The sequence below is a fragment of the Desulfovibrio desulfopostgatei genome, from assembly GCF_053570645.1.
This window is the reverse complement of sequence record NZ_JBRBQS010000002.1, coordinates 163,810-189,567: the sequence shown is the minus strand read 5'-3', so window position 1 is coordinate 189,567 and position 25,758 is coordinate 163,810. Positions and strand designations below refer to the sequence as shown.

At 56.1% G+C, this 25,758-nt stretch carries 19 protein-coding genes; 12 read left to right on the top strand and 7 right to left on the bottom strand.

Annotation, left to right across the window (positions count from 1 at the left end):
* Positions 1 to 64: 64 nt before the first annotated feature.
* Positions 65 to 1,489: a diguanylate cyclase gene (locus tag ACUZ9Q_RS00795; protein ID WP_449247158.1), complete on the bottom strand. Its 1,425-nt coding sequence runs from the start codon at positions 1,487 to 1,489 to the stop codon at positions 65 to 67.
* Between the two features lie 10 nt (positions 1,490 to 1,499).
* Here ACUZ9Q_RS00795 and ACUZ9Q_RS00790 point away from each other — a divergent pair, with 10 nt between their 5' ends.
* The 3 genes from ACUZ9Q_RS00790 to ACUZ9Q_RS00780 all read left to right on the top strand — a co-directional run bounded on the left by ACUZ9Q_RS00790 (position 1,500) and on the right by ACUZ9Q_RS00780 (position 4,553).
* Complete coding sequence (locus tag ACUZ9Q_RS00790; RefSeq protein WP_227119063.1) at positions 1,500 to 1,784, top strand: hypothetical protein; 285 nt, start codon at positions 1,500 to 1,502, stop codon at positions 1,782 to 1,784.
* Between the two features lie 688 nt (positions 1,785 to 2,472).
* The gene (locus tag ACUZ9Q_RS00785; protein WP_449247157.1) at positions 2,473 to 3,507 is read left to right on the top strand and encodes a glycosyltransferase WbsX family protein; all 1,035 of its coding nucleotides are present in this window, start codon (positions 2,473 to 2,475) and stop codon (positions 3,505 to 3,507) included.
* Positions 3,508 to 3,812: 305 nt separating this feature from the next.
* Positions 3,813 to 4,553: a hypothetical protein gene (locus ACUZ9Q_RS00780; protein ID WP_449247156.1), complete on the top strand. Its 741-nt coding sequence runs from the start codon at positions 3,813 to 3,815 to the stop codon at positions 4,551 to 4,553.
* A gap of 55 nt (positions 4,554 to 4,608) precedes the next feature.
* On the opposite strand, the gene ACUZ9Q_RS00775 is transcribed toward ACUZ9Q_RS00780, so the two are convergent.
* On the bottom strand, positions 4,609 to 5,859 hold the full coding sequence (locus ACUZ9Q_RS00775; protein WP_192113573.1) for an HD-GYP domain-containing protein: 1,251 nt from the start codon (positions 5,857 to 5,859) through the stop codon (positions 4,609 to 4,611).
* A gap of 458 nt (positions 5,860 to 6,317) precedes the next feature.
* On the opposite strand from ACUZ9Q_RS00775, the gene ACUZ9Q_RS00770 reads away from it, so the two are divergent.
* Positions 6,318 to 6,782, top strand: a complete 465-nt coding sequence (locus ACUZ9Q_RS00770) for a VOC family protein (protein WP_449247155.1) — start codon at positions 6,318 to 6,320, stop codon at positions 6,780 to 6,782.
* Between the two features lie 94 nt (positions 6,783 to 6,876).
* On the opposite strand, the gene ACUZ9Q_RS00765 is transcribed toward ACUZ9Q_RS00770, so the two are convergent.
* Positions 6,877 to 9,189, bottom strand: coding sequence for a methyl-accepting chemotaxis protein (locus ACUZ9Q_RS00765; RefSeq protein ID WP_215646804.1), 2,313 nt, complete (start codon positions 9,187 to 9,189; stop codon positions 6,877 to 6,879).
* Between the two features lie 264 nt (positions 9,190 to 9,453).
* Here ACUZ9Q_RS00765 and ACUZ9Q_RS00760 point away from each other — a divergent pair, with 264 nt between their 5' ends.
* Together ACUZ9Q_RS00760 and ACUZ9Q_RS00755 are read left to right on the top strand one after the other, a co-directional pair.
* Positions 9,454 to 11,130 (top strand): DUF6056 family protein, encoded by a 1,677-nt coding sequence (locus tag ACUZ9Q_RS00760; protein ID WP_449247154.1) that lies wholly within the window; start codon positions 9,454 to 9,456, stop codon positions 11,128 to 11,130.
* Between the two features lie 37 nt (positions 11,131 to 11,167).
* Positions 11,168 to 12,121 carry a glycosyltransferase family 2 protein gene (locus tag ACUZ9Q_RS00755; protein ID WP_449247153.1) on the top strand — a complete coding sequence of 318 codons (954 nt, stop codon included), beginning with the start codon at positions 11,168 to 11,170 and terminating at the stop codon, positions 12,119 to 12,121.
* A 193-nt stretch (positions 12,122 to 12,314) separates the two neighbouring features.
* On the opposite strand, the gene ACUZ9Q_RS00750 is transcribed toward ACUZ9Q_RS00755, so the two are convergent.
* The 3 genes from ACUZ9Q_RS00750 to ACUZ9Q_RS00740 all read right to left on the bottom strand — a co-directional run bounded on the left by ACUZ9Q_RS00750 (position 12,315) and on the right by ACUZ9Q_RS00740 (position 16,105).
* The gene (locus ACUZ9Q_RS00750; protein ID WP_297146398.1) at positions 12,315 to 12,782 is read right to left on the bottom strand and encodes a pyridoxamine 5'-phosphate oxidase family protein; all 468 of its coding nucleotides are present in this window, start codon (positions 12,780 to 12,782) and stop codon (positions 12,315 to 12,317) included.
* A gap of 282 nt (positions 12,783 to 13,064) precedes the next feature.
* Entirely contained in the window at positions 13,065 to 14,636 is a 1,572-nt protein-coding gene (locus tag ACUZ9Q_RS00745) for a sigma-54-dependent transcriptional regulator (RefSeq protein ID WP_449247152.1), read from the bottom strand.
* Positions 14,633 to 16,105, bottom strand: a complete 1,473-nt coding sequence (locus tag ACUZ9Q_RS00740) for a sensor histidine kinase (RefSeq protein WP_449247151.1) — start codon at positions 16,103 to 16,105, stop codon at positions 14,633 to 14,635. Before ACUZ9Q_RS00740 ends, ACUZ9Q_RS00745 begins: the two co-directional genes overlap by 4 nt.
* Positions 16,106 to 16,364: 259 nt before the next feature.
* Here ACUZ9Q_RS00740 and ACUZ9Q_RS00735 point away from each other — a divergent pair, with 259 nt between their 5' ends.
* The 3 genes from ACUZ9Q_RS00735 to ACUZ9Q_RS00725 all read left to right on the top strand — a co-directional run bounded on the left by ACUZ9Q_RS00735 (position 16,365) and on the right by ACUZ9Q_RS00725 (position 19,793).
* Complete coding sequence (locus tag ACUZ9Q_RS00735) at positions 16,365 to 16,778, top strand: hypothetical protein (RefSeq protein WP_192113557.1); 414 nt, start codon at positions 16,365 to 16,367, stop codon at positions 16,776 to 16,778.
* A 123-nt stretch (positions 16,779 to 16,901) separates the two neighbouring features.
* Positions 16,902 to 17,972: a sulfite exporter TauE/SafE family protein gene (locus tag ACUZ9Q_RS00730; RefSeq protein ID WP_449247150.1), complete on the top strand. Its 1,071-nt coding sequence runs from the start codon at positions 16,902 to 16,904 to the stop codon at positions 17,970 to 17,972.
* A 210-nt stretch (positions 17,973 to 18,182) separates the two neighbouring features.
* On the top strand, positions 18,183 to 19,793 hold the full coding sequence (locus ACUZ9Q_RS00725) for a GGDEF domain-containing protein (protein WP_308585732.1): 1,611 nt from the start codon (positions 18,183 to 18,185) through the stop codon (positions 19,791 to 19,793).
* 70 nt (positions 19,794 to 19,863) lie between these two features.
* On the opposite strand, the gene ACUZ9Q_RS00720 is transcribed toward ACUZ9Q_RS00725, so the two are convergent.
* Positions 19,864 to 21,759 carry a sigma 54-interacting transcriptional regulator gene (locus ACUZ9Q_RS00720; protein WP_449247149.1) on the bottom strand — a complete coding sequence of 632 codons (1,896 nt, stop codon included), beginning with the start codon at positions 21,757 to 21,759 and terminating at the stop codon, positions 19,864 to 19,866.
* A 299-nt stretch (positions 21,760 to 22,058) separates the two neighbouring features.
* Between ACUZ9Q_RS00720 and ACUZ9Q_RS00715 the strand changes: the two genes are divergently transcribed.
* Genes ACUZ9Q_RS00715 through ACUZ9Q_RS00705 form a run of 3 tightly spaced genes read left to right on the top strand, consistent with a single transcriptional unit; the run spans position 22,059 to position 25,747 of the window.
* Positions 22,059 to 23,903, top strand: coding sequence for an FAD-binding protein (locus tag ACUZ9Q_RS00715; protein ID WP_449247148.1), 1,845 nt, complete (start codon positions 22,059 to 22,061; stop codon positions 23,901 to 23,903).
* A complete protein-coding gene (locus ACUZ9Q_RS00710) occupies positions 23,903 to 24,874 on the top strand; it encodes a succinate dehydrogenase/fumarate reductase iron-sulfur subunit (protein WP_300552984.1) in 972 nt (323 codons plus the stop codon). The genes ACUZ9Q_RS00715 and ACUZ9Q_RS00710 overlap by 1 nt, the downstream gene beginning before the upstream one ends.
* A gap of 3 nt (positions 24,875 to 24,877) precedes the next feature.
* The gene (locus ACUZ9Q_RS00705) at positions 24,878 to 25,747 is read left to right on the top strand and encodes a CoB--CoM heterodisulfide reductase iron-sulfur subunit B family protein (protein WP_449247147.1); all 870 of its coding nucleotides are present in this window, start codon (positions 24,878 to 24,880) and stop codon (positions 25,745 to 25,747) included.
* The last annotated feature ends 11 nt before the right edge of the window (positions 25,748 to 25,758 follow it).

The following is a 25,758-nucleotide window of genomic DNA, read 5'->3' as shown; positions in this document are numbered from 1 at the left end:
GACAGCCGCAGAGGCGCTGTGTAGCAAGCATGCCCGCCTCCCAGAGTTATCGATGCTGCGCACGTTACTTAGCTGTAGTCCCAATCCCATTTAGAAAAGCGAAGTATTTGCCGTCTTCCTTAACCATGTGGTTCAACACGAGGTCGTGTATTATGCATTGCAGCATTTGCACTGGGGACACAGAAGTTTCCGCATCCTGTTTGAGCAGACCCGCGCACTTTTGCAGCAATTCCTTGTGCCGGGCCGCATGTTCGTCAACCTCCGGGTATCCACTGCTGCGCAGCACTGCTTCTTCGTCATTAAAATGCTTTTCTACAACATGGTACACATCGTTAAACCGGGAATTAAGGTCAAGAGCATCTCCCTCTGCGAGCACACGTTCAAGCAGACTGTTCACAATGGAAACCAGCTCCATGTGCTGCCCGTCCAGATCCGCGTTGCCGGAAGCATACTCGCTGTTCCATAGCACTTTCAGTCCCCAGATGTTCCCGTTGTGCATCTGGGCATACATCCCGTCATCATCTGACCGGGATTTAACGCAGTTACGTCCCTCATGCTTTGCCAGATAGAGCTGTTCATCCGCGCGCTGCACAATCAGCTCTGGAGTAATGGATTCCTGGCAGATGCACGACACTACCCCAACACTGACCGTCACCACGCTGGCTACCTGTGATGCCGCATGGGGAATCCCGCACTGCATGACAGCCTTGCGTATGCGTTCGGCCAGGCTCACTGCGCCAAGGATACCGGTATCGGGCAACAGGCAGACAAATTCCTCTCCGCCGTACCGCGCGGCCATATCTGTGGGGCGGTTAAGGCATTGCGCCACGGTCTGGGCAACAGCCTGAAGACATTCATCGCCCTTCACATGGCCGTACGTGTCATTGTAATTTTTGAAAAAGTCTATGTCCAACATGATGAGCGAAAGCGTTGCCCCAGAGCGGATGTGGCGGTTGCGCTCATAGGCGAGCATGGCGTCAAAATGCCGCCTGTTGGAAATTTTTGTCAGGCCGTCCTCGTTGGTCATCAGCTCGAGTTTGTGGTTGGATTCAGCGAGGGCGATCTCTGCAAGCTTTCGTTCCGTAATGTCTTCGTGCGCTACAACAACCATGCGCGGGCCATCTCCGCAAAAAGGATTGACCCTGCCCAAAAACCAGCGCTTTTGCTCTGGCGAATGGCAGCCATATTCCATGGAGAACGTCTCAAGCTTGTCGTCAAGAACATCCCTTATGCCCTGAGCAAATGAATTGGCTTCCAGGGCATTATCAGCGCACACGCCTTCGCAGACACGCAGATAATTTACCCCTTCGGAAACAAAATCCTGCGACATGCCATTTGCAGCAGCAAAGTTGCGCCAGGCCTGATTGACCAGCACAATCTCACCTTCGGCGTTGATGAGGGCGATATTGGCGGAAAGGCCGTTGAGCGTGGACTCCAGAAACTGCTTGGAAGAACGCAACTGGTCGGACAACTTCTGGCTCACCAGCATGATGAGCCCTATGGTCCAAAAGGTGCTGGTGGTCATAAGGAGAAAATACGTTGCCGCCAAAGGGGAAGGGCTTGTAAACAGGGCTATCCCCGGCCCACCCCACCATGGAAGAACCGCGAAAGCAAAAAGCCATAGCGTATTAAAAATAAATACGTATTTTAAAAATTTGGCAGGCAGCGTATGCTTACAGTTGCCGCCAGCGACTGTTACGGCTGAAAACAGCGAAAGTATGGAACAGGAGAAAGAAAGGAGTGTTCGCCGTAAAAATATACTGCCTTCAATAAACGCCAAATAGCTCAACACAACCAGCGACACGCCCACTATAATCAGCACAGGTCGCAACAGTTTTTTATTTTCCACAAATTCCGCAAGCCCAATGTATATGCACAAAAAACAAAGCAAAAACGAAGCCGTATAAATAAATATTGCAATACTGGCTAGTAACTCGACATCTCTGAACGAGTTCATAAAAAATCCAAAAACCATCAGCACGCTGCCCACTATCCACCACTGAATCCCCTGCCCGCCCTTGTTGATCCGATACTGGAGTATAAAGGCAACAAGCTGGGTACAGCAGCACAAACCATAGCAAACAACTAATGTTTTTATATCAATAAAATCAGTCATCTTGCTGACGCTCGCAGTTGAGGGATCTCCCATTTCGACGTGCTTACATCAACACAGGGCTGGCTGATTGTAAACAGCATTGTGTGACACGCGGCTGTAACATCAACGCCAAGGAACTTCACTAACCGCGTGCGGCTGGCGGTATTGGGGCAAGGGTTTGCCGTGGGGTAATCCTCACGACTGCCAGCCTCTTGTGCGCCTCAACACACTTCATATAGTGACTTTCAGGCTTCTTCGTGTTTCTGTGAAAGGAGAATCACCGTTACAATCAGCAGTTGGCCGCCCTCCTGTACCGCTTGTTTTTCAGACAGTATTGGCGGGTTTTGATGATAATCAATGAACAGCTATGGCAAAATATGATAAAAGCTGTCGCGTTCTATCTGCCGCAGTTTCATGTCATTCCAGAAAATGACATCTACGGCAAAAATTTTACAGAGTGGTGCAACGTCCGGAGGGCCGTTCCTCTGTATGATGGGCATGCCCAGCCGCATATTCCTCACGGCATTCTGGGCTACTATGATCTTACTGACGAAAAAATCCTGACAATACAGCATCACATCGCCTGTGATAACAACATTACGGCATTCTGCTATTATTACTACAATATGGCCGGCCGTACGCTTTTGGATGCGCCGCTGCACATCATCAACAAAAGCCGCCTGATACGGAACGAATTTTGCCTCTGCTGGGCGCACGAATGCTGGTACGACAATACCCAGCCCCAAAGGATAAAACCGTTCATCGCGCAGGAATATTCGCCGGAAAACGCCAGAAAGATTATCCGTGATCTCGCGCAGTATTTTGATAATCCGCGCCATATCAGAATAGACGGCAAACCCCTGTTGCTGGTCTTTGCACCGGAGCGCAATCCCCTGATGTCCGTGTACAGCCAGATATGGCGCGAAGAAGCGTGGGCCATGGGGCACACAGAACTTTGTCTGGCTGGCGTGGAATGTCACGTGGGGCAGCATCCCGCCAATCTCGGGTTTGACGTGATGGTGGAATTTGCCCCGAACCTGAACCCCATGAACATGCTCTCCATCGAAGGGGAAGAACCCCGCCGTTTTGATTATGTTGCCACCGTGCAAGACATGCTGCTGAAAGAAACCCCCGACTACACGCGGCTGCGTTGCGCCTTTCCCGGTTGGGACAACACACCCCGGCGCGGCAGACACGGATTATCTTTTGAGCGCACTTCAGTGGATGTGTTCAGCGCCGCCCTGCGCGCCATGGCGCAGCATACCCGCGCGCATCTGCCAGAAAACTTGCAATATGTTTTTATCAACGCCTGGAACGAATGGGGCGAGGGCTGCCATCTGGAGCCGGATCAAAAAGACGGCTTTGCGTATCTGCACGCGGTGCGCAACGTCATGAACGAATTCAACACCTAGGCTGCATCCCCATTGAGGAGGCGTTCTTACGACAGCAAGGGGGATATTGGACAGCCAAAAGGGAGGATTGCCACGTCGCTCCGCCCTTTCTATTGCAACACAAGCCTCACTTTCACCCCTTGGTTCATCCCTGTGCAATGAATACGCCAAATAGTGTATAGATCGCCTTGCTTTCTAATAAAGCGCCCACCTGCGAGCCGACACGGAACCATCTTTTATCAGAGCCATACTTTACAAATATTCGCACTCTGGGCAAATTAAAGCCTGTTGAGACGCCTAACTATTCTTTATATATGGGACACATCATGGACACTTACACGCCGCTACGTTATGCCGCGACTATTTCAGTTTTACTTGCTGTTCTCGCGTTACAAGGCTGCGGCGTCAGGTCCATTTCTGATTCCGGGTATCAGGCGGAAGCTGGCAGATTGCAGCACGCAAACCATTCCCTTTATAAAGGCGAGTTGACTGAATTCGAGGTCTTGGGGATCAATCCTACAGCTTCAGTTTCGCAGGAAGAAATCCAGCGCGCGCTGGAAAACAGGCAGCAGTTTTCCCTGCCCAAAGGCTCCTCTGTCATGCTTATCCAATCAGGGGCCATCATGCCGGATGACAGCATGATCCAGGCATTGGAAGCGCATTATCGGGTTGCGGCCTTTTCCGGCATTCCTGCGGGCCAGGGCGATACCAGCCATGCAGCAGCTTTACGGTTGGCTGCGGCAAGAGGCAATTGCGCAAAAATACTGGTCTATTGGGGAATTCTGGAAACAGCGCAAAAAGATATGAGCACGAAAGCGGTTTCCTGGGTTCCCATAGTTGGCAGCATTATTCCAGATGAATCGCAGGAAATGCGAATCCGCCTGAAAATGGCTCTCATCGATGTTGCGACGGGTCAGTGGGATGCTTTTTCACCCAAGCCGATTCAGGATACATCTGCCAGTGCGCGCTACACACGCGCATCTTCAGACCAGCAACAAGTGGCTGCCCTTAAAGCCCAGGCATATGCGGAGCTGGCTCGCGACATCGTAAAAAAATACGCTGAATAGCCTGAAAGCAATGCAGAGCCGAGCGGCCCGGCGCAGTATACTGGCACAATGCCAGCTAACTGACCGTCTCTGGTCTGTATTGTTTTCTGATGTTCTGCTGACACTGCAACACAATAGTATTTATTTCATCCTTGTGTCCTTCTATGGCGTCAAACATTTGATCAGAAATCTTTGCAGAGATACTTTTTCTGATTATCTCAAAGGCCGTATCAATAGGCAGGCTCTTGCGATATGGGCGGTCTTCCATCAAGGCTGCAATCACATCTGAAAACGCCAGTATTTTTGAACCCGCATCCAGATTTTCATCTTGCAGGGAATACGGATACCCGGACCCATCGGCCTTCTCGTGATGGTTCTTGGCCCAGAGCACAATTTCATAAAACCACTCAGAAATGCTGAGGCTGCTCAGTATCTGCCCCGTATAGTACGTATGCAGCTTGACCTGATCGAACTCATCATCAGTGAGCGGGCCTCCCTTTTCAATAAGGCCGGGGTCGATTCCGATTTTACCTATATCGTGCAGATAGCCGCTGATCTTCAGTTTCAGGCAGCGCTCGCGGGAAAAACCAAATATTTTGCCTAGTTCGCAGGCAAGATTGGCTACCGTGTAGGAATGTGAGGCAGTAAAATGGCTTCTGAAATCAATGATGCGCGAAATGGTCAAGGCAAAATCGAGAACATTTTCAAGTGTAAGATCAAAATTCATCGACGAATCGACCAGCCTGAAAAGCTGATCAAGCTCGAGATTATTGATTTCAATCCAGAAGATATCCGGGGCTGATGCCTGCACGAAGGCAGCGAAAACATCCGGATGAAACGTGGTGGAAACGTTGGCCCTGATTTTTTCTGTAACCGAGGCTTTTTGCTTGAGCACAAAAACATCTGGATTGATCAGCACGTCAACCCGGTCCGCGAGGTGAAGTATGTGACTGTCCAGCAGCACCTCGCCTTCTTCCATATCCAGCGATGCATCATAGTGGATATGATGATGTCTGATGATCCTGGCAACGTCCTTGAACGGGCCGAATGACGACAGCATTCTGTATCCCATTTCACAGTGCGGCCTGGGATTATGCACATCAGCCTGAATGAGCGCATCGCGCTCCTGAACAGACAAGGCTCCAACATCATGAACCGCAGCTGCAATGATCAGCCTGAAGAGCTGATCACAGTCAAGATTCATTTTCTTGCCAATATGGTAGGCAATGACGGCTGTACGCCTATGGTGCGACTTTAAAAGATAATTGCAGCTATCGATGGATTTGATGATAGGGACAGCCAATTCTTTCAGAGAGATAGCTTCCATGACAGGCACCCTTGTGCTAGAGTAAAGCAAAGATAGCTTTTTTTACTAAACCATGCAGGCTATAGCAAGAGTTTTGACATTAAATGCAAAAACAATTCAATCATTATAACGTATCAACAAATAATATTTATAGAATATCATACTGTCACAAACAGGAAACGCTCTTGGCAACACAAAAAACATATACTTCATAATATCAATGACACGGCATTTACAGATACTGACAATCAATAGCCATGTGCCAGACCGCGACAGCATGCCTTTTACATCCCCCGGTTTCTGAAGCCTCAAGTCTGAAAAATCTGAAGTGACAGCAGTACGGCATTGATAGTGCCGAACGCATGGCATACATATCGGATACCTCCCCAAGAATTCACGAGCCGCGGCCTTGCACCGCAGCTAGTGCTGGCATGCCTTTTTGGCCTTTCCACTCTCCATATACCGCTTCAGGAGACGCCATGTTCCGCTATGTGCACACAAATATCATTGCAAAGGATGCAGCCAGACTCATTGCCTTTTACAAGCAGGCGCTGCATTGCAAGAGCATAGGACAAACGCGTGATCTGCGAGGGCCGTGGCTTGACCGGCTCACCGGCTTGCCCAAGGCCCACATTACTGGCGAACATCTGCTGCTGCCCGGCTATGACGACAGCCATCCAACGCTTGAAATTTTTTCTTACGACAGCCTGCGCGACGCTCTGCCGCCGGAGGTCAACCGCCCCGGCTTTGCGCACATTGCTTTTGAAGTGGATGACGTGGAAACAACCCTGGCAGAGATCGTTGCCGCTGGCGGCGGGCAGGTTGGCGAGATTGTCACAGCAGCTTACCCCAACGCCATGGAAGCGGTTTTTGTGTACGCGCGCGACCCAGAGGGCAACATCATTGAGCTGCAAAGCTGGCGCAAGATGCAGACAAATTCATAATCAGCTTTTCCACTGCTCGCCCAGACAGACAACAGCCCCTGCTGCCCGGTTATTTCGGGCAGCAGGGGCTGTTGCAAAAACACGATAGCAGGTGCTAACTGGAGCGCAAGGCCGCTATAAGCTGTTCAAGCTTTTGGGTCTGAGCCACAAGGGCTTCGACCGCCTCGGTTGACTGAGCCATGGCATCATCCGTTTCAGTTGCGATAACGCTGATGGAACTGACGGCACGGTTAATCTCTTCAGATGTGGCGGACTGCTGCTCGGCGGCAGTGGCAATGGAACGCACCTGATCCCCCGCAGATTCAACCATTTTCACAATTTCAGCCAAAGCCTCGCCAGAGCGCTGGGCCAGCCCTGTGGCCTGGGTTACGCGCTCCACGGCGGCATCCATCTGTGCGGCAGCGGTATTGGTGCCGCTTTGTATGCCGCCAATGGCCGTGCGCACCTCGGTGGTAGCGTGGGCGGTTTTTTCCGCCAGCTTGCGCACTTCGTCCGCCACAACGGCAAAACCACGCCCGGCCTCGCCAGCACGCGCCGCTTCAATGGCTGCATTGAGCGCCAGAAGGTTGGTCTGATCGGCGATATCTGAAATAACGCCCATGATGGCTCCGATGCCTTGCGCCTGCTCGCCCAGGCTGCGCATGCTGTCGGTCATCTGCCCTGCTTCATTGCGGATGCTCTGCACAGCGGCGCTGACTTCCTCCACCAGCCGGGCGCCATCCTGCGCCTTCAGCTTGGCCTTTTCGGCATTTTCCGATGTGGCAGAGGCGCTTCTGGCTACCTCAAGAATTGTGGCGTTCATCTCTTCCACGGCATTGGCGGTGTCGCTCACGCGGCCACTCTGCTCGCGCGCGCCCTCGCTTGAATGCGCGATCTGCTGCGAAAGCTGTTGCGAGGCAGTGGCGATGGTTTCCGCCACTTGCGAAACCTCAACGGCAGTCTGGGCAATGGCCGCATTCTGCGCTTCAATGCGCGTTTTCTGGCCGTAAATCTCCGTCAGATCCGTCCAGAATGTAATGGAACCCAGCATGCCGCCGTCCAGATCAAAAAATGGCGTTGTCTGCACGGAAACGCGCAATTGCTTTCCAGACTGCGCCGTATAGTCAAATTCACGGTTCAGAGCCTTGCGTTCCTTGATGGCCCGGTCAGACAGCGTCTCATGGTTGGCATCCCCCCTCGAGAAAAGCCCCGAGCGCTGCCCCAGATATGTATCCTTGGGATCAGGCTTGCCCAGCAAACTGCACACCTGCTCATTCAGCCAGGTCACCTTGAAATCGCTGTCCACGATGTAGCATGGAGTGGGAATGCCGTTGAGCACGCCCTGGGCAAAACCAAGGCGTTTTTTCAGCTCGTCCACCATGGTGCAGAGGTGCCCGGCAAAGCGTTTCATCTCTGCACGGTATTTACCTGCAAGCACGGCCTTGAAATCGCCCCGCGCCACGGCTTCTGTAAAGTCTGTGAGCTGTTGCAGGGGAGCGAACACAAGCTTGCGGTTCACAACGCGTATCACCAGCGTCAGCAGAACAACCGCGCCCAAGCCCACCATGTACAGCACAGACCGCTGATCCGCCGCTGGCGCTGTAAGTTCGGAATCATAGGCGCTCATGCACACAAGCCAGCCTGTAGCCGGAATTTTGGCCACAGACATGAACTTGTCCTCGCCTTTCCATTCATAGCTGAAGGTTCCACTGCCCTTTGCGAGCGCGTCCTGAATGAATTTTTCCTTGGAATAATCCTGAAGCAGCAGCTTTTTGTCCATGCTGTGGGAAATAAAACGGCCGCTCTGGTCGATGGTAAAGCCGTATCCGCGCCGCCCCAACCGGATGGGATCAATGGTCTTTTCCGTAAAGTCCGTCCAGCGGGGGCACACGGCCACAGCGCCGAGCACCGCGCCGTCCTTGCCGCGCACAGCTTTGGCCGCCACATAGATCAGCACATCGCCCGATGCGGCTTTCATGACGCTTTCGCTCAGGGCTACATCCTTGCCGCTGAATATCTGGCGGGCATAATCCCGATCAGCCCTGTTGCCCCCGGTCAGGTCGCCCATATCAGAATTGACCCCGGCAACTATACGCCCCTTGAGGTCAAAAAGCAGAAATGACCAATACCCCGGCAATGATTTGACATAGCTTGTCAACAATTCCTGCGCTTCCTGGGGCTGACCGGCAAATGCTTTCAGCACTGGCTCCTGCCGGGAAAGGATGGTGGCCACATCCACAGACTGCTGGATGTATATTTCAGCCGAACGCGCCACGGTTTTGCTGGCTTCGTTAAGGGCTTCGGTCTGCACGCCGGCAACCATGCGGTAGGACGAGGTGGACACGTAGATGACAAGCACGGTAATCACGGCAACAATCGCTGCCGTTACAGACAATGTGCAGATAGTATTGATGCTGATCTGGCGCATGGTAAACTCCGAAAAGCAGAGGTGGCCGTGGTTCCTTACAGGGGGTTCGGGGCTGTACGCTGACAGACATTTTCACATTAATTTCTATCAGTATTGCTTCTTAACGACAATACCTGCTAAAACATTAGAACAACACCCGGCTCCCGGTATCAGCAGAACACCTCCTTGGTGCTGCAGATAAACACATTGACACCGAAAGATATTTACTAATAGATACCAGCTACAGAAACGCATCTCGGGCTTTCAGCCCTTTTCCCTGACAGCATGGGCCAGGACTTTTACGAAATGCAACACACAGAATTAAATTCCGCCGCACAGGCGGCTCAAAAATCCACACACTTACGTCGCAATCGCCTTATTTTCACAGGCCTGCTTATTATAACCATCATGTCATGGTTCTGCGCCATGACGCCGTGGGTCAGCGATGATCATGCCTTTTCGAGCATTTATCCTGGCTGCACCGGCCTGTGGGACATGCAGGTGCTCGAATACCACGAATGGAGCGGAAAATTTATCGGGCATTTCATGTCTCGCGTGCTGCTGCGCGGGCCTGCCTGGCTGCACCCCCTGCTCACTCCCGCCATGTTTCTGCTGCTTGTTGCCAGCGGCTCGCTGCTGGCCTTGGGCGCACAGTGGCGTGAACGCCTGAGCGCCTGGCACCTCGCTGTCATGGCCGGGCTTGTATGGATTGCACTGCCCGCCTTTGGAACCGTTTTTTTCTGGCGCACCGGCACGGGTGATTACGGCTACAGCCTCGTGTGGGGCGTTCTTTTTTTGGTGCCGTACCGCATCTGGGCCGACAAAGCAGACTTCCGCATACAGGGCGGCCTGCTTTATGCGCTTGTGGGTGTTCTTGCAGGCTGGAGCAACGAGAATGTCGGCATGCTGGTTCTGCTTGCAGCCCTGGGCGTGACGCTGTTTCGCTGGCGCACATCTCGCAGCGTACCTGCATGGGCACTATCGGGCATTGCGGGGGCAGCCTTTGGCTGGGGCATGATGATGGCCGCGCCGGGCAATGCCGTGCGCCTGGCAGCCGTTGGCGGCGCGGAAAAAATCCCGCTGCTGTCCGTGCCTGCCTTTTTGCGCTTTATGGAATTCTGGGGCACGCAACAAATCGAGATGCTGCCTTATTTTCTTGCAGCCCTGGCCCTTGCATGGCTGTTGCGCCGCCGGGGTCTTTTGAAGCCTGCCGCCTGGATCCCTCCGGTGATTTTCTTTCTCATGGCCCAGGCCAGCCTTGCTGCCTTTATTGCCAGCCCCTCAACACCCTACCGGGCCATGAGCGCCACATTCTTTTTCACTGCGCTCTGCCCTTTTTCTCTGCTTGCAGCCCTGAACCCCTCAAGCATCAAGGCCAAGGCTCTTTTTATCATATTCTGCACCCTGCTGCTCTCAAGCGTGCTGATTGAGGCGCGCGTTTTCCTTATGGCACAGCCGGTCATTGCCACGCACCACCAAAACACCCTGTGCAGCCTGGACTACCCGGAAACAGACAAGTATTTCTTTCCCGGCTACGACATCCGCGAAGTAAACCTTTTCTCCACCAGTTGGCGCGATCTTGTGCCGTGGAATGAGTCGCTGGAGTTGAACCTTTTTGAAGCGCCCGGTGCCCGGGCGCTGGTTGCGTGCAACATCGCGTTTTTCGACAACCTGCCTCAGGGCAAGATTCATGTGGCCGCCAGGGTGCGCACCGCCACCACTGCAAGCCTGCTGCAACAGGCAGCAAGGGCCTTGTTTGAAAGGCCTGATGAAGGGATCATTTCAGCCCAAACAGCTGCTTTGCGGTATTTTCCCGCATCCGCCATGGTTACGGACGATGGCAAGGCCGCGGTGTTTGTTCCCGGCATCAAATCTGTGGACGACATCGCCTATATCGCTGTAGAACAGCCTGGCGCGCCCCTTGTATGGCGCAGAGCAAGTGCGTCCCATTCGCAAGACTGACCGCACCCAACGTACTCTCCGCATGGAGGAATAAGCCTTGTTCCGCACCGCCCCATTGTTGGCACTGGTTGTACCCTGCTATAATGAAGAGGAAACCCTGCCCCGCACCCTTGATGCCCTGGCCGGTCTGTTGACCGACCTCAAAAAACAGGGCCGTGTGCATGCGGAGAGTTTTGCCCTCTATGTGAACGATGGCAGCCGTGACCGCACATGGGAACTGCTTGAAGAACGGCACGCGATCGACCCCTTTTGCCGGGGTGCAAGCTTTGCCGCCAATGCAGGCCACCAGAACGCCGTATGGGCGGGCATGGTCACAGCGCGCGATATGGGCGTGGACTGCATCATCAGCCTGGATGCAGACTTGCAGGACGACATTGCCGCCATCCCCGAAATGATCGACCGCTATATGGAAGGCAACGAGATCGTCTACGGCGTGCGCAACGACCGCAGCACAGATACGCCTTTTAAACGGCGCACTGCGCACATGTTTTACGGATTCATGCGCTGGCTCAAGGTGCCGTTGATCCCCGACCATGCCGACTACCGCCTTGTGGCCCGCCCAGTGCTGGAAGCGCTGGACGAAATTCACGAGCATTCACTTTTTCTGCGCGGAATTTTTCCGGCTCTTGGCTTTAAAAGCGCGCAGGTCTTCTACATGCGCCAGTGCCGCATGGCCGGAGAAAGCAAATATCCTTTCTGGAAGATGGTGTCTTTTGCCTGGAAGGGCATTACAGCATGCAGCGTTGCGCCCCTGCGCATCGCGGGCCTCATGAGCATGCTCTGCATGCTGGCGGCGCTGGCCTTCAGCGGCGTTTCCCTGCTCAAATACGCCATGGGCGAGACTATTCAGGGCTGGACATCACTGATTATTGTGGTCTTGCTGCTGGGTTCTGTGCAGCTGTTCTGCCTAGCGCTGGTTGGTGAATACCTTGCAAAAATCTTTACCGAAGTGCGCCACAGGCCCCGCTACATCATCGCCAAAAAGCTGTAGGCGAAGCGGTAAGGGAGTACGTGCCCCCTCGGCCAAAAGCTTTGAGAAAGAGGCCTAGCCTTCACCGCGAAACTGCGTTGCCGAACTGCCATGAGCACTCTGGCAACATCTGTGATAAGATCACATCTACTAAAAAAACAGCCTAATGCTGGTGCATTGGGCTGTTTTTATTTCCGCATAGACGATGGCCGCGTCAGGAATAATACTTGCCAGTGATTTCCTGAATCTTAATCTCAATCACTGCCGTCATTTTAAGCATATTTTCAGGGTAAGCCGCACCTGCGTGCTGGGGCGTGTGCTTGGCCACAATGGCGTCCAGGGCGGCGATTTTTACGGCCCGGTCATTCACCACAGCGGCGTTGCCTGTAATGATGACGCTTTGATAGGCGGTATTGGTGTCGCAGGGGACATCTGCCTGAATAAATGAATGCTGCCCTTCAACTTCAAAACAGACTCTGGAGTCGGCACGCAAATTTTTCAGCTTTTGCCCCGCTGCCAACCCGTGAAAGTAGACATGCCCGTTCATAAACACAAAATGTACTGGTGTTACGTAGGGGAAACCATTTTCGCCCAAAGTGGCCAGATGCCCAACCGGGACAGAACCCAACAGGGAATCTATCTGTTCCGTGGTCAAGGGGTGTTCTTTCATACGTGCCTGCATGGTTCCTCCAAGGTAAACAGATACAGAAAGCGCAGTGTGAGAGATCTTGCCTGCATCGTGCTGCGCGTGCTGGAAAGATACACTTGCTCAGTGTTGGATCAAAAAAAAATTTGCTCCCTCGCTCTCTCCAAAAAATCATCATATTTCAGTTCTGTTTCCTTTCAAAGTAAAATTACTGCGCACCAGGCAAGTATCTTTATTCACGCACAGGATTATCACAGGCAAAATCATGAAGGTGCGCTGCTTGCACGATACGCATCGGTCTGTCGCGCGGCCTCAGACCTATACGCCGTACTCCCTGAGTTTGCGCCACAGGGATGACCGGCTGATGCCCAGCATGTCGGCGGCCAAAGTACGGTTGTCGCCCGCCAGTTCAAGGGCGTGCAGGATATGCTGCTTTTCCATTTCCGCCAGCGGAACAAGCGGTGTTGATGCGTCCGGTGCTGGCGCGGCTGGCACCGATGCACATGGCGCGGCGGCCTGCGGGCAAACCGGGGTTGCAGAGGTAGCATCATCCTGCCGGGCGGCAACAGCAGAAGAAGAACCGGGATCGCTAACGGACAGGTGAACGGCAGACTCGGAGACTTCCGGGGGCAAATGCGCCAGCCCTATGCTGCCTCCCGGCGGACAAAACACCGCCGCCCGCTCGAGAATATTGGCAAGTTCGCGCACGTTGCCGGGGAAGGGATACTGCCACAGCGCATCAAGGGCGTCATCTTCAATATCCAGCGGTACGGCCCCGCCCTGCTCCGCCAGCCGCGCAAGAAAATATCGGGCCAGAAGGGGAATGTCCTCAGCTCTGCTGCGCAGGGGCGGCAGTTCCTGCGTTACCACGGCCACGCGGTAATACAGGTCGCGCCGGAAGCGCCCGGCCTCCACCTCTTCCTTGAGGTTGCGGTTGGTGGCGGCGATAATGCGCACGTCCACGGGTATGTCTACAGTGCCCCCCACACGGCGCAGATTCTGCTCCTGCAAGACGCGCAGCAGCTTGACCTGCATGCCCGGCGGCATTTCACCTATTTCGTCCAGAAACAGCGTGCCGCCGCTGGCAGCTTCAAACAGGCCTTCCTTGCGCCGCACCGCGCCTGAAAACGCCCCCTGCTCATGCCCGAAAAGCTCGCTTTCGAGCAATTCCGGCGAGAGAGCGCCGCAGTTGATAGCCAAAAAACGCCGACGCGCCCGCTGGCTCTGGGCATGCATGGTGCGGGCAGCCAACTCCTTGCCGGTGCCTGTTTCACCTTGCAGCAGCACCGCCACATCTGTGGGGGCCAGACGCATGAGCGCCTGCCGCAGGCCGCACATGGCTGGCGACATGCCAACCATTTCCGGCACAGAGCCGCTTGCCTCAAGCTGGGCGCGCATCTGGGCGACCTGCTGCCGCAGACGGCGCTTTTCCAGCGCCCGCGCAACCAGCATACGCGCTTCTTCCAGCGAGTAGGGCTTTGCCAGATAATGAAAAGCCCCCAGCCGCATGGCCTCCACGGCGCTTTCAATCATGGGGTAGCCAGTGACCATGATGACTTCCACATCCGGCTTGCTGGAGCGTACCGCCTTGAGCACTTCCATGCCGTTCATGCCCGCCATGGCTATATCGGTAATGACCACGTCAAAATCCTGCTCGGCCAGCAGTTTCAGGCCTTCTTCGCCACTGCCCGCCTGAGCCGATTCATGCCCGCCGCGCTCCAGGGCGCGCGCGAGGTTGGCGCGGGCCATGCGCTCATCGTCAATGATCAGCAAACGGCCACCGCCGCCAGCCCGCTGCGCGGCGTCAAGCCCGTGACCGCTGTGCCGACGTTCGCCGGGGGTAGCCGGTGCGGGTGATTGTTCCGAAAGCCGGAACCGTTCCGTAGTCATGCCTCTGCTCCTGAACCGTCTGCGTCATGCCGTTCCGCAAGGGGCAGCCGTACGGTAAAACAGGCCCCTTGCCCCGGTTGGCTCTGCACTTCGAGCGTTCCATTGTGCTTGCCCACAATGCCAAAAGCTATGGACAAACCAAGGCCCGTCCCTTCGCCCACGGGCTTGAGGCTGAAAAAGGGATCAAACACCCGGCCAAGGTTCTCGGGTTCAATGCCCTTGCCAGAATCGCGCACGCGCAGCTCCGCCATCCCCGCCGGTTCATCCGCACAGGCGGTGATGTGCACTTCGCCCTTGCCGTTCATGGCCTGTGCCGCATTGAGCAGCAGGTTGATAAGCACTTCCTGCATGCGCTGGGCGTCCACGGGCAGTTGCAGCCCTTCTGGCACGTCCACCGTTATGTGCACTGCAGCGCCCATGTCGTGCCGCACAAGGCCAACGGCCCTGCGTACAATGCCGGATAGATCATGCAGGGCAACGGTAAAGGGCCGGTCACGCGCAAAATCCAGCAGTCCGCGCACAATATCGCGGGCGCGAACAACTTCGGCCTGAATTTCATCCAGCTGTGCCGTCACGTCTTCTGCTGTGGGCATGGGGCGCAGACCCTGCCGGGCATCGTTGACATCCTCGCCGAGAAGCTGACAGCCAACGGAAATATTGTTGAGGGGATTATTCAGCTGGTGGGCCACGCCGGAGGTCAGCACACCAAGAGAAGCCAGCTTCTTTTCCTGCAACAGCAGGGCGTGGCGGTTTTCCAGCTCCGCCGCCATGCCGTCAAGCGTCTGGAGGACATGGCGCGCTTCTTCCTCAAGCTGCGGCGGGGGCGGCGGCAGGGGCATGCCCGCGCCAACACTGCGCGCGGCGCTTTCGATGGCCCCAAGGGCGCGCATGATGTGTCTGCCAATAAGCCATGCAAAAGCCACCCCGCAGGCCAGCAGGGCCGCAATGGCCCCCAGCAGCTGGGTGCGCAGATCCCCCACGGCAGTAAAAATTCCCTGACGCATGCGGCGCACCGCCGAATCCGCCAGCTCGCTCAGGCGCTGCCCCTGATCGGTGAGAGCGGCGCCGTCTGTGGGCTGATCCTCGAGCAGGGCCTCATAGGTGCCGATGCCTTCCAGCAGCAGGTCGAGATTATGGTGCGCGCCGTCGCCCACCCGGCGGCCCATGGCGGCGTTATAATCCTGCCCCACGGATGTGGCCCGCTCCCGCGCCAGTTCCACAAAACTGCGCAGGGCAAGCAGGTCACCCTTTCTGCCGGGAAAAAGTTGCAGATTTTTTTCGTACCTGCGCATTTCGAGCACGTCGCTGCGCAGGTCGTCCACCATGTCGATCAGACGGGCCGCCCTGTCGATGCGCCCCAGATCATAACAGGCAATGCCGCCCAAAAGCAGCAGCATGACCAGAAACAGGCCCGTGCCCACGGCAATCTTGCCGCGAATGGTATGCCAGACAGAAAAATGCGGAAGCATCCCTCACCCCCGCAGGCGCAAGAGTTTACACCTGCGCCCGACGCCGTTTCAATTTGCAACAGCGTATAAAAATAAAACAAAGCTGACAAGCCTTAGCCTGCAACAAATTGCGGCCCTTGCTCACTTGAGCATGTCACAATGAAACAGTAACGGCGCAGCGCACCACACAGCCAAAAACAAATAACTCCATACAAATTCAGCATGTTACAGATTGAACTTTTTGGCACAATAGTTGTAATTGCCAGCGCAGGAGGCCGACATGAACACCCTGCAAAAAACGATGGAAAACTGGTTTACCGCTGTGGCATATGCCGATGCCGGGCAATCCGGCTGGACAGACGATTTGTGGACTCTGAACGGCAAGCGCGAAAGCACGGCGCTGAAGCAGACCCTGCTTTACGGCGCGGGCAGCATTGTCATTTACGTGCTGGCTTTTGCCAATGCCGATGCCTTTGCCGCCCTGTGCGCCAAGGGTGGTCTTTGGACAGCCCTGCCCATCGCCTCGGTGCTGCTGCTCTCTTACGTGCACGGTCACTTTGCCGGAGCCCTCTGGGAACTGTGCGGCATTACCGGTGTGCAAAAGAAGAGCGCGCAAACCACCGCAAAGGCTGTGGCCCGTCAGAGCGCCACACCTGCCCCCCGGCTGGACACCACGGCCGTGGTTCACGGCTAACCGAGCTTTTTTCACAGGTCCGGGCCGCGCCGCCCGGCTCAAATTTTTTGTTCAGCTGCGGCATGTCTGGCATTGCGCCAGCGCACAACAGTACGCCCAGGCAGCCTGCCAGTCGGAGGTAACATGGATCTGCTCAGTCTTGACCCGTCCCAGTTTATCGTGCTCACGCCCGTTTCCGTGGCCTTTCTGCTGGCCGTGGGATTTGTGGGCGGGCTTGTGAGCGGCTTTATCGGTTCCGGCGGGGCCTTTATTCTTACGCCGGGCATGATGGGCCTGGGTGTGCCCGGCGCTGTGGCTGTTGCCAGCAATATGTGCCACAAATTTCCCAAGGCCATGGTGGGCGCCATCAAACGCTACCGCTTCGGTCAGGTGGATGTAAAACTGGGCATGGTTATCGCTGCCACAGCGGGCATAGGCGTGCAGATTGGCATCCGTATTCAGCGTTTTATTCTGGAAAAGTGGGGGCAGGCCGGGTCTGATCTCTACGTCAGCGTTTCCTTTGTGGTGGTGCTCGTTGTGGTGGGCAGCTATATCCTCAAGGATGCCCTGCACTCCAGCCACTCCGGCACGGAAGATGACGAAAGCACGCCGCCTCTTGCCAAAAAGTTGCAGGCCATCAACCTGCCGCCCATGATGTCCTTTCCCAAATCCGGCTTGCGCATTTCGCTGTGGTTTACCCTGCCCGTGGGCATCGCCACCGGCATGCTGGCCGCAACCATTGCCGTGGGCGGATTCGTGGGCGTGCCGGGGCTTATCTATGTGATCGGCGTACCCGGACTCATTGCATCCGGCACGGAACTGGTCACGGCCTTTGTCATGGGCCTGTGCGGCTCGGTCAACTGGGCCATGCACGGCATGATAGACATCCGCCTGGTCTTTATCATTCTGGCGGGTTCGCTGCTTGGCGTGCAGCTTGGGGCCATCGGCACCACCTACGTCAAACCAATCATGATCAAGTACGTCATGGCCGCCATCATGCTTATTGTTGCCGCAAGCCGCATTGTAGCCCTTCCGGGCTACCTCAGCGCGCTGGGGCTTATCCAGATGGGGCCGGGGATTCTCTATCTGCTCAAGGTCGTGAGCTTCATAACCATGTGCGCCGGATTGCTCGTTGGCGCGGGCATGATCCTTGGCGGCATGTGGCGCGGGCAAAAGCGCAACCGCAAAGAAGCGGCGCTGAGCAGCGCGGCCTGAAGCATCTCTCATAAACAAACCCCAATAACATCTTCTCCTCAAACCCTATAGCAAAAGGGGGGTGCATTGCGTCTGCACCCCCCTTTTATTTTCCTGTCAAAGGCAGAGCGCGGACAATTGGGCCATTGCCTATTTCCTGATTTTCTGTATGCTTTCATAATCACCAGCATACCTTGTCAGCTTTTCTGCCATCCCTTCGCAGGAGGAGCCATGCGCATATTCACGCGCAGCCTCAAGACGCAGTTTATTGAGGCATTCACGCTGCTTATCCTGCTTTCATCGTGCTTTCTTGCGGCCATAACCGGGCGCGAAGCCAGCAGCGAGGCCCGCTACGAACGCGGCCTGCTGCTGACCAACCGCGTGCAATCCCTTGCCAAGGCCCTTGATCAGTCCATGTGGTTCTGGATCAAGGAGGTGGACACCCTGCGCCATACTGTGGGGCTGATCGGCGGAGATATGAAAAAACTATCCATCGCCGTGAACCGATTACAGGACACCATGCCCGCCTTTGCCTGGATCGGGCTCATGAATCCCCAGGGCAAGGTTTTTGTCGCCACTGATGGCGTCCTGGAAGGAACAGACCTTTCCATCTGCGCCATCTTCCGCCAGGGCAAAAACGGCCTCTTTGTGGGCGATGTACGCAAGGCATCCCTGCTTGCCCAACTGTTGCCCCAGCCGGAAAACGGCCCGCTGAAATTTGTGGACATCAGCATGCCCATTGGCGAGGGCGAACTGAAAGACTGGGTTCTGGTAGCCCATCTGAGCTGGGCATGGGCCAGAGAGGTGGAGGAATTCATCCTTTCGGGCGAAGGCTCGGATACCAACACCAAGATCATGGTTCTCAGTGCAGACGGCAGTGTCATCCTGGGCGGCGACAACAATGAAAAACCGCTGGCCTTGCCACTGCTGCAAGAACTTGAACACTCCACTTCGGCCTGGGCCGTGGAAACATGGCCCGATGGCATTGCCTACCTCACTGCGGCAGTAAGCTGCACGGGATTTAAAGACTACGATGGCTTGCAGTGGAGCGTGGTGGCGCGGCAATCGCTGGATGCCGCATACGAACCCGTGCGTCGTCTTGTGGCGCGCATTCTTGTGGCTGGCCTCTTGCTTGCGGTGCTGTTTGCGCTGGTTGCCGGATACATCGCCCAGCGCACCATTGCCCCCCTCAAGGCGCTTACCGCAGCGGCCGACAGACTCAGCCGGGGCGAGCGCGTCACCATTCCGCGCAACCGGGGCATACGCGAAATTGAAGTGCTTTCAGCCTCTTTGTCCACTCTGGTCGAAAACCTCACCCGCACAGAAAAAGACCGGAACCGCATCCAGCATGCCGCAGAACGCGATGCCCTCACAGGCCTGCTGAACAGGCACGGTCTGGCTGCGCGCATTGACGAGGCCATGCCCAGCCTGACGCAAAACCAGGGGTTGGTCGAGCTGTTGTATATGGATCTGGACGGCTTCAAACCAATCAACGACGCGCACGGGCACCATGTGGGCGATGCCGTGTTGACCATTCTGGGGCAGCGCCTTACGCGCTGCCTGCGCAAGGATGATGTGCTGGTGCGGCTGGGGGGCGATGAATTTCTGGCCCTGCTTGGCCATACCAGGGGCACGCCAGACATACTGCGCACCATAAACCGCATCCGTGAGGATGTGGGAGCGCCCATTTCCGTTGACGGCCTCATGCTGCGCATCGGCATCAGCATAGGGCACGCCACATGGCACTGCGCAAATGAATCTGTTGAAGATGCCCTGAAACGGGCAGACAGCGAACTCTACATGGCCAAACGGACGTCAAAAGCCTCGCAGGAAGTGTTGTAGCTCTTTGCTGTCAGCAGGTTCCAGCCTGCGGCAGAGCCTCCCGCTGAAATCCCGGCACCCCGCTTTTCCCTCAGTCCATATCCTTGCACAGACGCCACAGCGTACTGCGGCTGATGCCCAGCTGGGCCGCTGCCCGAACCTTTGAATTGCCGCACCTGTGCAGGGCCTCGCGCACACTCTCGGGGGTGAGGGATTTGCGCTGCATGGCGACGGCTTTTGAGGCCTGCGGGAAACCGGGATGGCGCAGTTCTTCAAGCAGGCGTTCTCCAACAGCGGCATCATAGCCATGCGGTGAAACAACCGTCAGCCTTTCAGCCACTGTGCGCAGCTGGCGCACATTGCCCGGCCAGGGCAGGGCCTGCAAGGCCTGAACAAAGGTTTCGGGCAGTTGCAGGCGCGGCCTTTGCTCCGCTTCGTTCTGCGCGTAAAATTCCTGCAAAAAAGCCTCTGCAAGCAGGGGAATATCTTCCTTCCGCTCCCGTAGCGGGGGAATGTGCAACGGCAGCACATGCAGCCGGTAGTACAGATCTTCTCGCAGCCTTCCTTCGGCAACATCCAGCCACAGATCGCTGTTGGCGGCGGCAATGATACGCACATCCGCCGGAACAACCACGTTGCTGCCAAGGCGCATGATTTCTTTTTCCTGCAGCACGCGCAGCAGGCGTGTCTGAAACGAAAGCGAAATGGTTCCCACCTCGTCCAGAAACAGGGTGCCACCCTGCGCCAGCTCAAAAATACCGATCTTTCCGCCTCTGCGCCCGCCGGTAAACGTGCCTTCGGCGTAGCCAAAAAGTTCGCTTTCCAGCAGGGATTCCGGCATGGCCGCGCAGTTCAGCGACACAAAGGGGCCGAGCCTGCGGGGGGATGCATTGTGTATACCCTGCGCCAGAATTTCCTTGCCCGTGCCGCTTTCGCCGGTAATGCACACGCCTGCTTCCGAGGCGGCATACAGCCGGGCCTGCTCCAGAAGCGACTCCACGGCGCTGCTGGTGTGCAAAAAATCCTCAAGTGTATAACGCGCCCTGAATCCCCGATTGTAGGCCTGTCGGACCCTCTCCTCCGCCTGAAGGATGCGCGAAGCAGGCTGCATGCTGAAGACCGCACCGGCAGGTTTTTTACCCACGCGGATGGGGATGGTGTTGACGATAAACTGCTCGCGATGCTTGCTGGCCGCCGTCACATTATGCAGGGGTTCGTGCCGTTCATGGGCGCTGGCAAGGGGCAAAGCGGGGAATACGCTGCTGACGGGCGTGCCAATGACGTTGAGTTCATTGACCTGGAGCATGCTGCAGGCCTGGGGATTGATTTCCTCAATGGCGCCGCGCTCGTCCACGGCCAGAATGCCTTCAGAAATCCCGTCAAGAATGCTGCGGTAGCGCTCTTTTTCCTTAAGGGTCTTGCGCCTTGTCTGCACCACGTTAACGATGCTGTCAAAAAAACTGGCAGGTATTTCGGGCTGCTCATGCAGATCAACAAAGGGCAGACCGCATTTTTGGGCCGCCCTGCGGGTAATATCGCCGCCAATAATAACTTCAAGCCCCCGTTGCTGGGCTTGCAGCACGCCTTTTTCAAGACTGGGCTTGTCGCTGTACAGGATTATCTCCGGCTGAAACCCCAGTAATTCCTCGCACAGAGCCAGGTTGCACTCTCCGGTGCGTATCTGGGTAATGCCAATACGCCGCCCCATGGTTGAAGCTTTTTTGAGCGCCCGCAGCTGATTGGCCGTGGTATCCGGCAAGGCCACCACGGGCACGGAAAGCTGACGCAGAATATAGGCCGTCCCCCTGCGGGACAGGATGACTTCAACCCCCTGCTCCTCAATGATCTGCCGCACTGGTTCAACGGCATCCTCAAGATCGAAGACCGCCTCCACAAGCCGACAGGGCTTGTCCTCCAGCACCTTGCGAACAGTGTTCACATTGCGTTGCGATGAAAAAACCAGACCGATCACTGGGGGAGTGTTCATGCGTGCTCCTTGCTGCTCCGAAGCATAGGCTGCAAGCTGGGCGGACGCAAGTTTCAGTGCGTTTTAAAAAAACACATGAAACGTTTCTGAAACGTTTTTACTACTCCGCAGGGGCTGGAGAAGCGGCATAGCGCACACCGGCGAAAAAATATTCATACTAATCTGTTTTTATTGATAAAATATAAAAGTCCCAACTCATTGTTTGCACAGTCTGTACGAGCTTGCGCTTTTTGGCACAAAACTTGTTAAAGGCGGGCACTTGTAAATTCCCGCTTTGTTTACTGCATCTGGAGGAAACAATGTCAGACAAAAAACTGTTCATGAACCGACGCACCTTCATCAAGGCCTCGGTGGTCACGGCAGGCGCCCTGACCTTCACCTTCGGCCTGGGTGGGCTTGGTTCCTCCCTTTGGGCCGCCAACAACAAACCTATGCTGGATTTTGACATCATTGTCGTTGGCTCCGGCGGCGCTGGCCTGCGCGCTGCGGTTTCCGCCATGGAGGCCAACCCCAAGGCCCGGGTTTGCGTGGTCGCCAAAACCATGCCCACCCGCTGCGCTACAGCCATGGCCGAGGGCGGCATCAACGGCGTCATTGATTTCAGCAAGGGCGATTCTTACGACCTGCACGCCTTTGATACCGTCAAAGGCGGCGACTACCTTGTGGATCAGGACGCGGTGCTGGATTTCTGCGAAGAGGCCAGCCGCACCATCCACGCTCTTGATTACCTTGGCATGCCTTTTTCGCGCGACGATGCCGGCGCGCCCAAGGCGCGCTATGCTGGCGGCGCGTCCAAAGTCCGGTGTATCTACTCCGCCGACAAAACAGGCCACATTGTCATCCAGACCCTGTTTGCCGAGGCCCTTACGCGCGGAGTCAAGTTCCTCATGGATTACCAGTTGCTCGACATTGGCAAGGGCAATGGCGCACTGGAGGGCGTTGTGCTGCGCAACATCCGCACTGGCGAGATCATGCCCGTGCGGGCCAAGGCTGTTATTATGGCAAGCGGCGGCTATAGCCGGGTATACTGGAACCGTTCGTCAACGCCCTACGTGGCGACAGGCGACGGGCCTGCGGCAGCCTTGCGCGCGGGGGTTCCCATGAAAGACCCCGAAATGACGCAGTTTCACCCCACAGGCGTTGTGCACGGCGGCGTGCTCATTACAGAAGCAGCCCGAGGCGAAGGCGGTTATCTGGTCAACCGCCTGGGCGAACGTTTTATGTCCCGCTACGCCAAGGATCGCATGGAGCTGGCCCCCCGCGACATCGTATCCCGCTCCATCGAATCGGAAATTCTCGCTGGCCGGGCCTTTGGCGAGGGCATGGAGGCCTATGTCTACCTTGATCTGCGCCACCTGGGCGAAGCCAAGATCGACAAGGATCTGCCGCTGATCCGCCACATCGGCAAGCTTTTTGAAGGCATCGATCTCGCCAAGGAACCCATGATCATCAGGCCCACGGCCCACTACTGCATGGGCGGCATTGACGTGCTGAACTATCGCCAGATGAACACGCTCCTGCCGGGGCTTTACGCCGCCGGAGAGGCGTCCAATGTGTCCATTCACGGGGCCAACCGCCTTGGCGGCAATTCACTGGCCGAGGCTTCCGCCACCGGCAACTGGGCCGGGCAGGGGGCCGCCGCCTACGCCAAGGGGGCATCGCCCGCAGCCGAGGGCAAAAATCTGCTCGAACTCTGCAGCAAGTGGACGGACCATTACGCCAAGGTTACGGCCCGCACTGCCAAGACAGACATTTTTGCCATCCGCGAACGCCTTGGCGAAGTCATGTGGGACAACATGGGCATCTTCCGTACCGAAGACAATATGCGCCAGGCCGCCAACGAGCTGGATTCCCTGTCCAGAGCCTATGAAGACGCCAGCGTACCTTGCACCAATCCTGGCTACAACACGCTTTACACGCAGTACGTGGAGCTGGGCAATCTGCTCACCTGCGCCAAGGCGGCCACCTTTGCCGCAAGGGCCAGACAGGAATCACGCGGGGCGCACTGCCGTACAGATTTTCCCAAGCGCGATGACGAGCGCTTTCTCAAGCACTCGCTCGTTACCCTGGCGGATGGCGGCATGAAGCTGGACTGGCGGGATGTGAGCATTACCAAATTCAAGCCTCAGGAGCGTAAGTACTGATGAGCGACGCAGTATTCATAGTTATTGAGCGTTTTGATGGAAAAAAACGGTACTCGCAGGAGTACACGCTGGCCCGCGCGGACGTTCACAATAAAACAGTGCTCAGCACCCTGATTTTTATCAAGGAGCATCTGGACCCGACGCTGAACTTTACCGCGGCCTGCCGCATGGCCATTTGCGGCGCTTGCGGCGTCAGGCTTAACGGGCAGCCCATCATCGCCTGCGACACCAGCATGGAAGATCAATTGGCCCTGTATGCCACCAACAGGGTTACCATTGCGCCGCTTGCCAATTTCAAGGTTATTTCAGACCTGGTGGTGGATTGGGAACCCGCGCTTGAAAACCTGCGCAAGGTTCACCCTTCGCTTATGGCCCGCAAAGAGTTTTCCAAGGAAAAAGGCTGCCGGCAAAGCGCTGGCGACATGGAAAAAATTGCAGACATGTGGGACTGCATTCTTTGTGGATGCTGCGCATCGTCCTGCAACAAACTTTCCGTCAACCGGGCAGACTATCTGGAGCCCTTTGTCTTCAACATCGCCGCCCGCATGTCGGTGGATTCGCGCAGCAAAGACCCCATGATTCATGCCAAGCCAGCTTTTGACAACGGCCTGTGGAAATGCGTGCACTGTCAGGAATGCGCCAACGTATGCCCCAAACATATCAAGCCGGTGGAAGGCATAAGCATGATGCGCAATATCACCGTGAACCGGGGGCTCAATCAGGGCAAAGGGCCGGAGCATGCCGAAGCCTTCTTGACCGACATGCGCGACACGGGCCGCCTTAACGAAATGAAAATGGCCCTGCGTACAGAAGGCGTAACCGCCATGACCAGAGTTGGCCTTGCCGTCAACCTGCTGCGTCGCGGCAAGGTTCACCCCACAGAACTTTTGGGCAATGACCCCATCAAGGGGCAGGCCGATTTTGTCCGCATTCTTGATCTGGCAAAAGCTGATGCCAAGGGTAAGGAGTAAAACATGCTGAAGCGTTATGCTTTTTTTCCCGGCTGTGTGCTGAATGCTGCTGCCAGCGAAGCACGTACAGCCCTGGAGGCCAGCGCCAAGCTGCTGGACGTGGAGCTGGTGGAAATACCAGGCTGGAGCTGTTGCGGCGCGTCACATGTGCAGGACATAGCTCCTAATGAAGCTCTGGCGGCCAATGCCCGCAATCTGGCGCTGGGTGAACAGATCGGCGCACCGGTGATCACCGCGTGCAGCACCTGCGCCCTCATGCTGCGCACTGCCAAGGCCGAGCTTGACCATGGCAAAAAAGATCAGGCAAACCACTGGCTTTCGGCTGCCAATCTTGAATACAAAGGCACAGTTGAGGTCACGACCCTTCTGTGGGAGCTCGCCAAAGACCTGCCAGCCCTCAAGGCAAAGGTCAAAAAGCCCCTCACGGGACTGAACGTGGCCTGCTTTTATGGCTGCCACAGCGTGCGGCCCGAACCAATCATGAGCTTTGAAAGCTCGCGCACGCCGCACAGCCTGGAAGATATCGTTACCGCTCTTGGCGCTACGCCGGTGCCCTATGCCCACCGCCTCGACTGCTGCGGCTTCCATGCGGTGTACCCGGCAGAACATGATGCCATGGTGATGGTCTCGTCACTGGTTACAGACGCCGCCAAAGCCAGGGCCCACTGCGTTGTATCGCCCTGCCCCCTGTGCCAGATGCAACTGGACATGTATCAGGGCAATGCCGCTGACGTGACAGGCAGCAATGCCTCGGTGCCCGCGCTGCACCTGCCGCAATTGCTGGCTATTGCACTGGGAGCCGCGCCTGATTCTCTGGGCCTGGACAGGCTCATTGTGGCCCCCGATGGGCTGAAAAAAGTTCTTTCGCTGTAGCAGACAGCGCC

Bases quoted from the DNA above. Each gene is read 5' to 3' on its own strand.
- ACUZ9Q_RS00795 (WP_449247158.1), bottom strand. From the start codon at position 1,489: ATGCTGGTGAGCCAGAAGTTGTCCGACCAGTTGCGTTCTTCCAAGCAG.
- ACUZ9Q_RS00790 (WP_227119063.1), top strand. From the start codon at position 1,500: ATGGTCCAAAAGGTGCTGGTGGTCATAAGGAGAAAATACGTTGCCGCC.
- ACUZ9Q_RS00785 (WP_449247157.1), top strand. From the start codon at position 2,473: ATGATAAAAGCTGTCGCGTTCTATCTGCCGCAGTTTCATGTCATTCCA.
- ACUZ9Q_RS00780 (WP_449247156.1), top strand. From the start codon at position 3,813: ATGGACACTTACACGCCGCTACGTTATGCCGCGACTATTTCAGTTTTA.
- ACUZ9Q_RS00775 (WP_192113573.1), bottom strand. From the start codon at position 5,859: ATGGAAGCTATCTCTCTGAAAGAATTGGCTGTCCCTATCATCAAATCC.
- ACUZ9Q_RS00770 (WP_449247155.1), top strand. From the start codon at position 6,318: ATGTTCCGCTATGTGCACACAAATATCATTGCAAAGGATGCAGCCAGA.
- ACUZ9Q_RS00765 (WP_215646804.1), bottom strand. From the start codon at position 9,189: ATGCGCCAGATCAGCATCAATACTATCTGCACATTGTCTGTAACGGCA.
- ACUZ9Q_RS00760 (WP_449247154.1), top strand. From the start codon at position 9,454: ATGGGCCAGGACTTTTACGAAATGCAACACACAGAATTAAATTCCGCC.
- ACUZ9Q_RS00750 (WP_297146398.1), bottom strand. From the start codon at position 12,782: ATGCAGGCACGTATGAAAGAACACCCCTTGACCACGGAACAGATAGAT.
- ACUZ9Q_RS00745 (WP_449247152.1), bottom strand. From the start codon at position 14,636: ATGACTACGGAACGGTTCCGGCTTTCGGAACAATCACCCGCACCGGCT.
- ACUZ9Q_RS00740 (WP_449247151.1), bottom strand. From the start codon at position 16,105: ATGCTTCCGCATTTTTCTGTCTGGCATACCATTCGCGGCAAGATTGCC.
- ACUZ9Q_RS00735 (WP_192113557.1), top strand. From the start codon at position 16,365: ATGAACACCCTGCAAAAAACGATGGAAAACTGGTTTACCGCTGTGGCA.
- ACUZ9Q_RS00730 (WP_449247150.1), top strand. From the start codon at position 16,902: ATGGATCTGCTCAGTCTTGACCCGTCCCAGTTTATCGTGCTCACGCCC.
- ACUZ9Q_RS00725 (WP_308585732.1), top strand. From the start codon at position 18,183: ATGCGCATATTCACGCGCAGCCTCAAGACGCAGTTTATTGAGGCATTC.
- ACUZ9Q_RS00720 (WP_449247149.1), bottom strand. From the start codon at position 21,759: ATGAACACTCCCCCAGTGATCGGTCTGGTTTTTTCATCGCAACGCAAT.
- ACUZ9Q_RS00715 (WP_449247148.1), top strand. From the start codon at position 22,059: ATGTCAGACAAAAAACTGTTCATGAACCGACGCACCTTCATCAAGGCC.
- ACUZ9Q_RS00710 (WP_300552984.1), top strand. From the start codon at position 23,903: ATGAGCGACGCAGTATTCATAGTTATTGAGCGTTTTGATGGAAAAAAA.
- ACUZ9Q_RS00705 (WP_449247147.1), top strand. From the start codon at position 24,878: ATGCTGAAGCGTTATGCTTTTTTTCCCGGCTGTGTGCTGAATGCTGCT.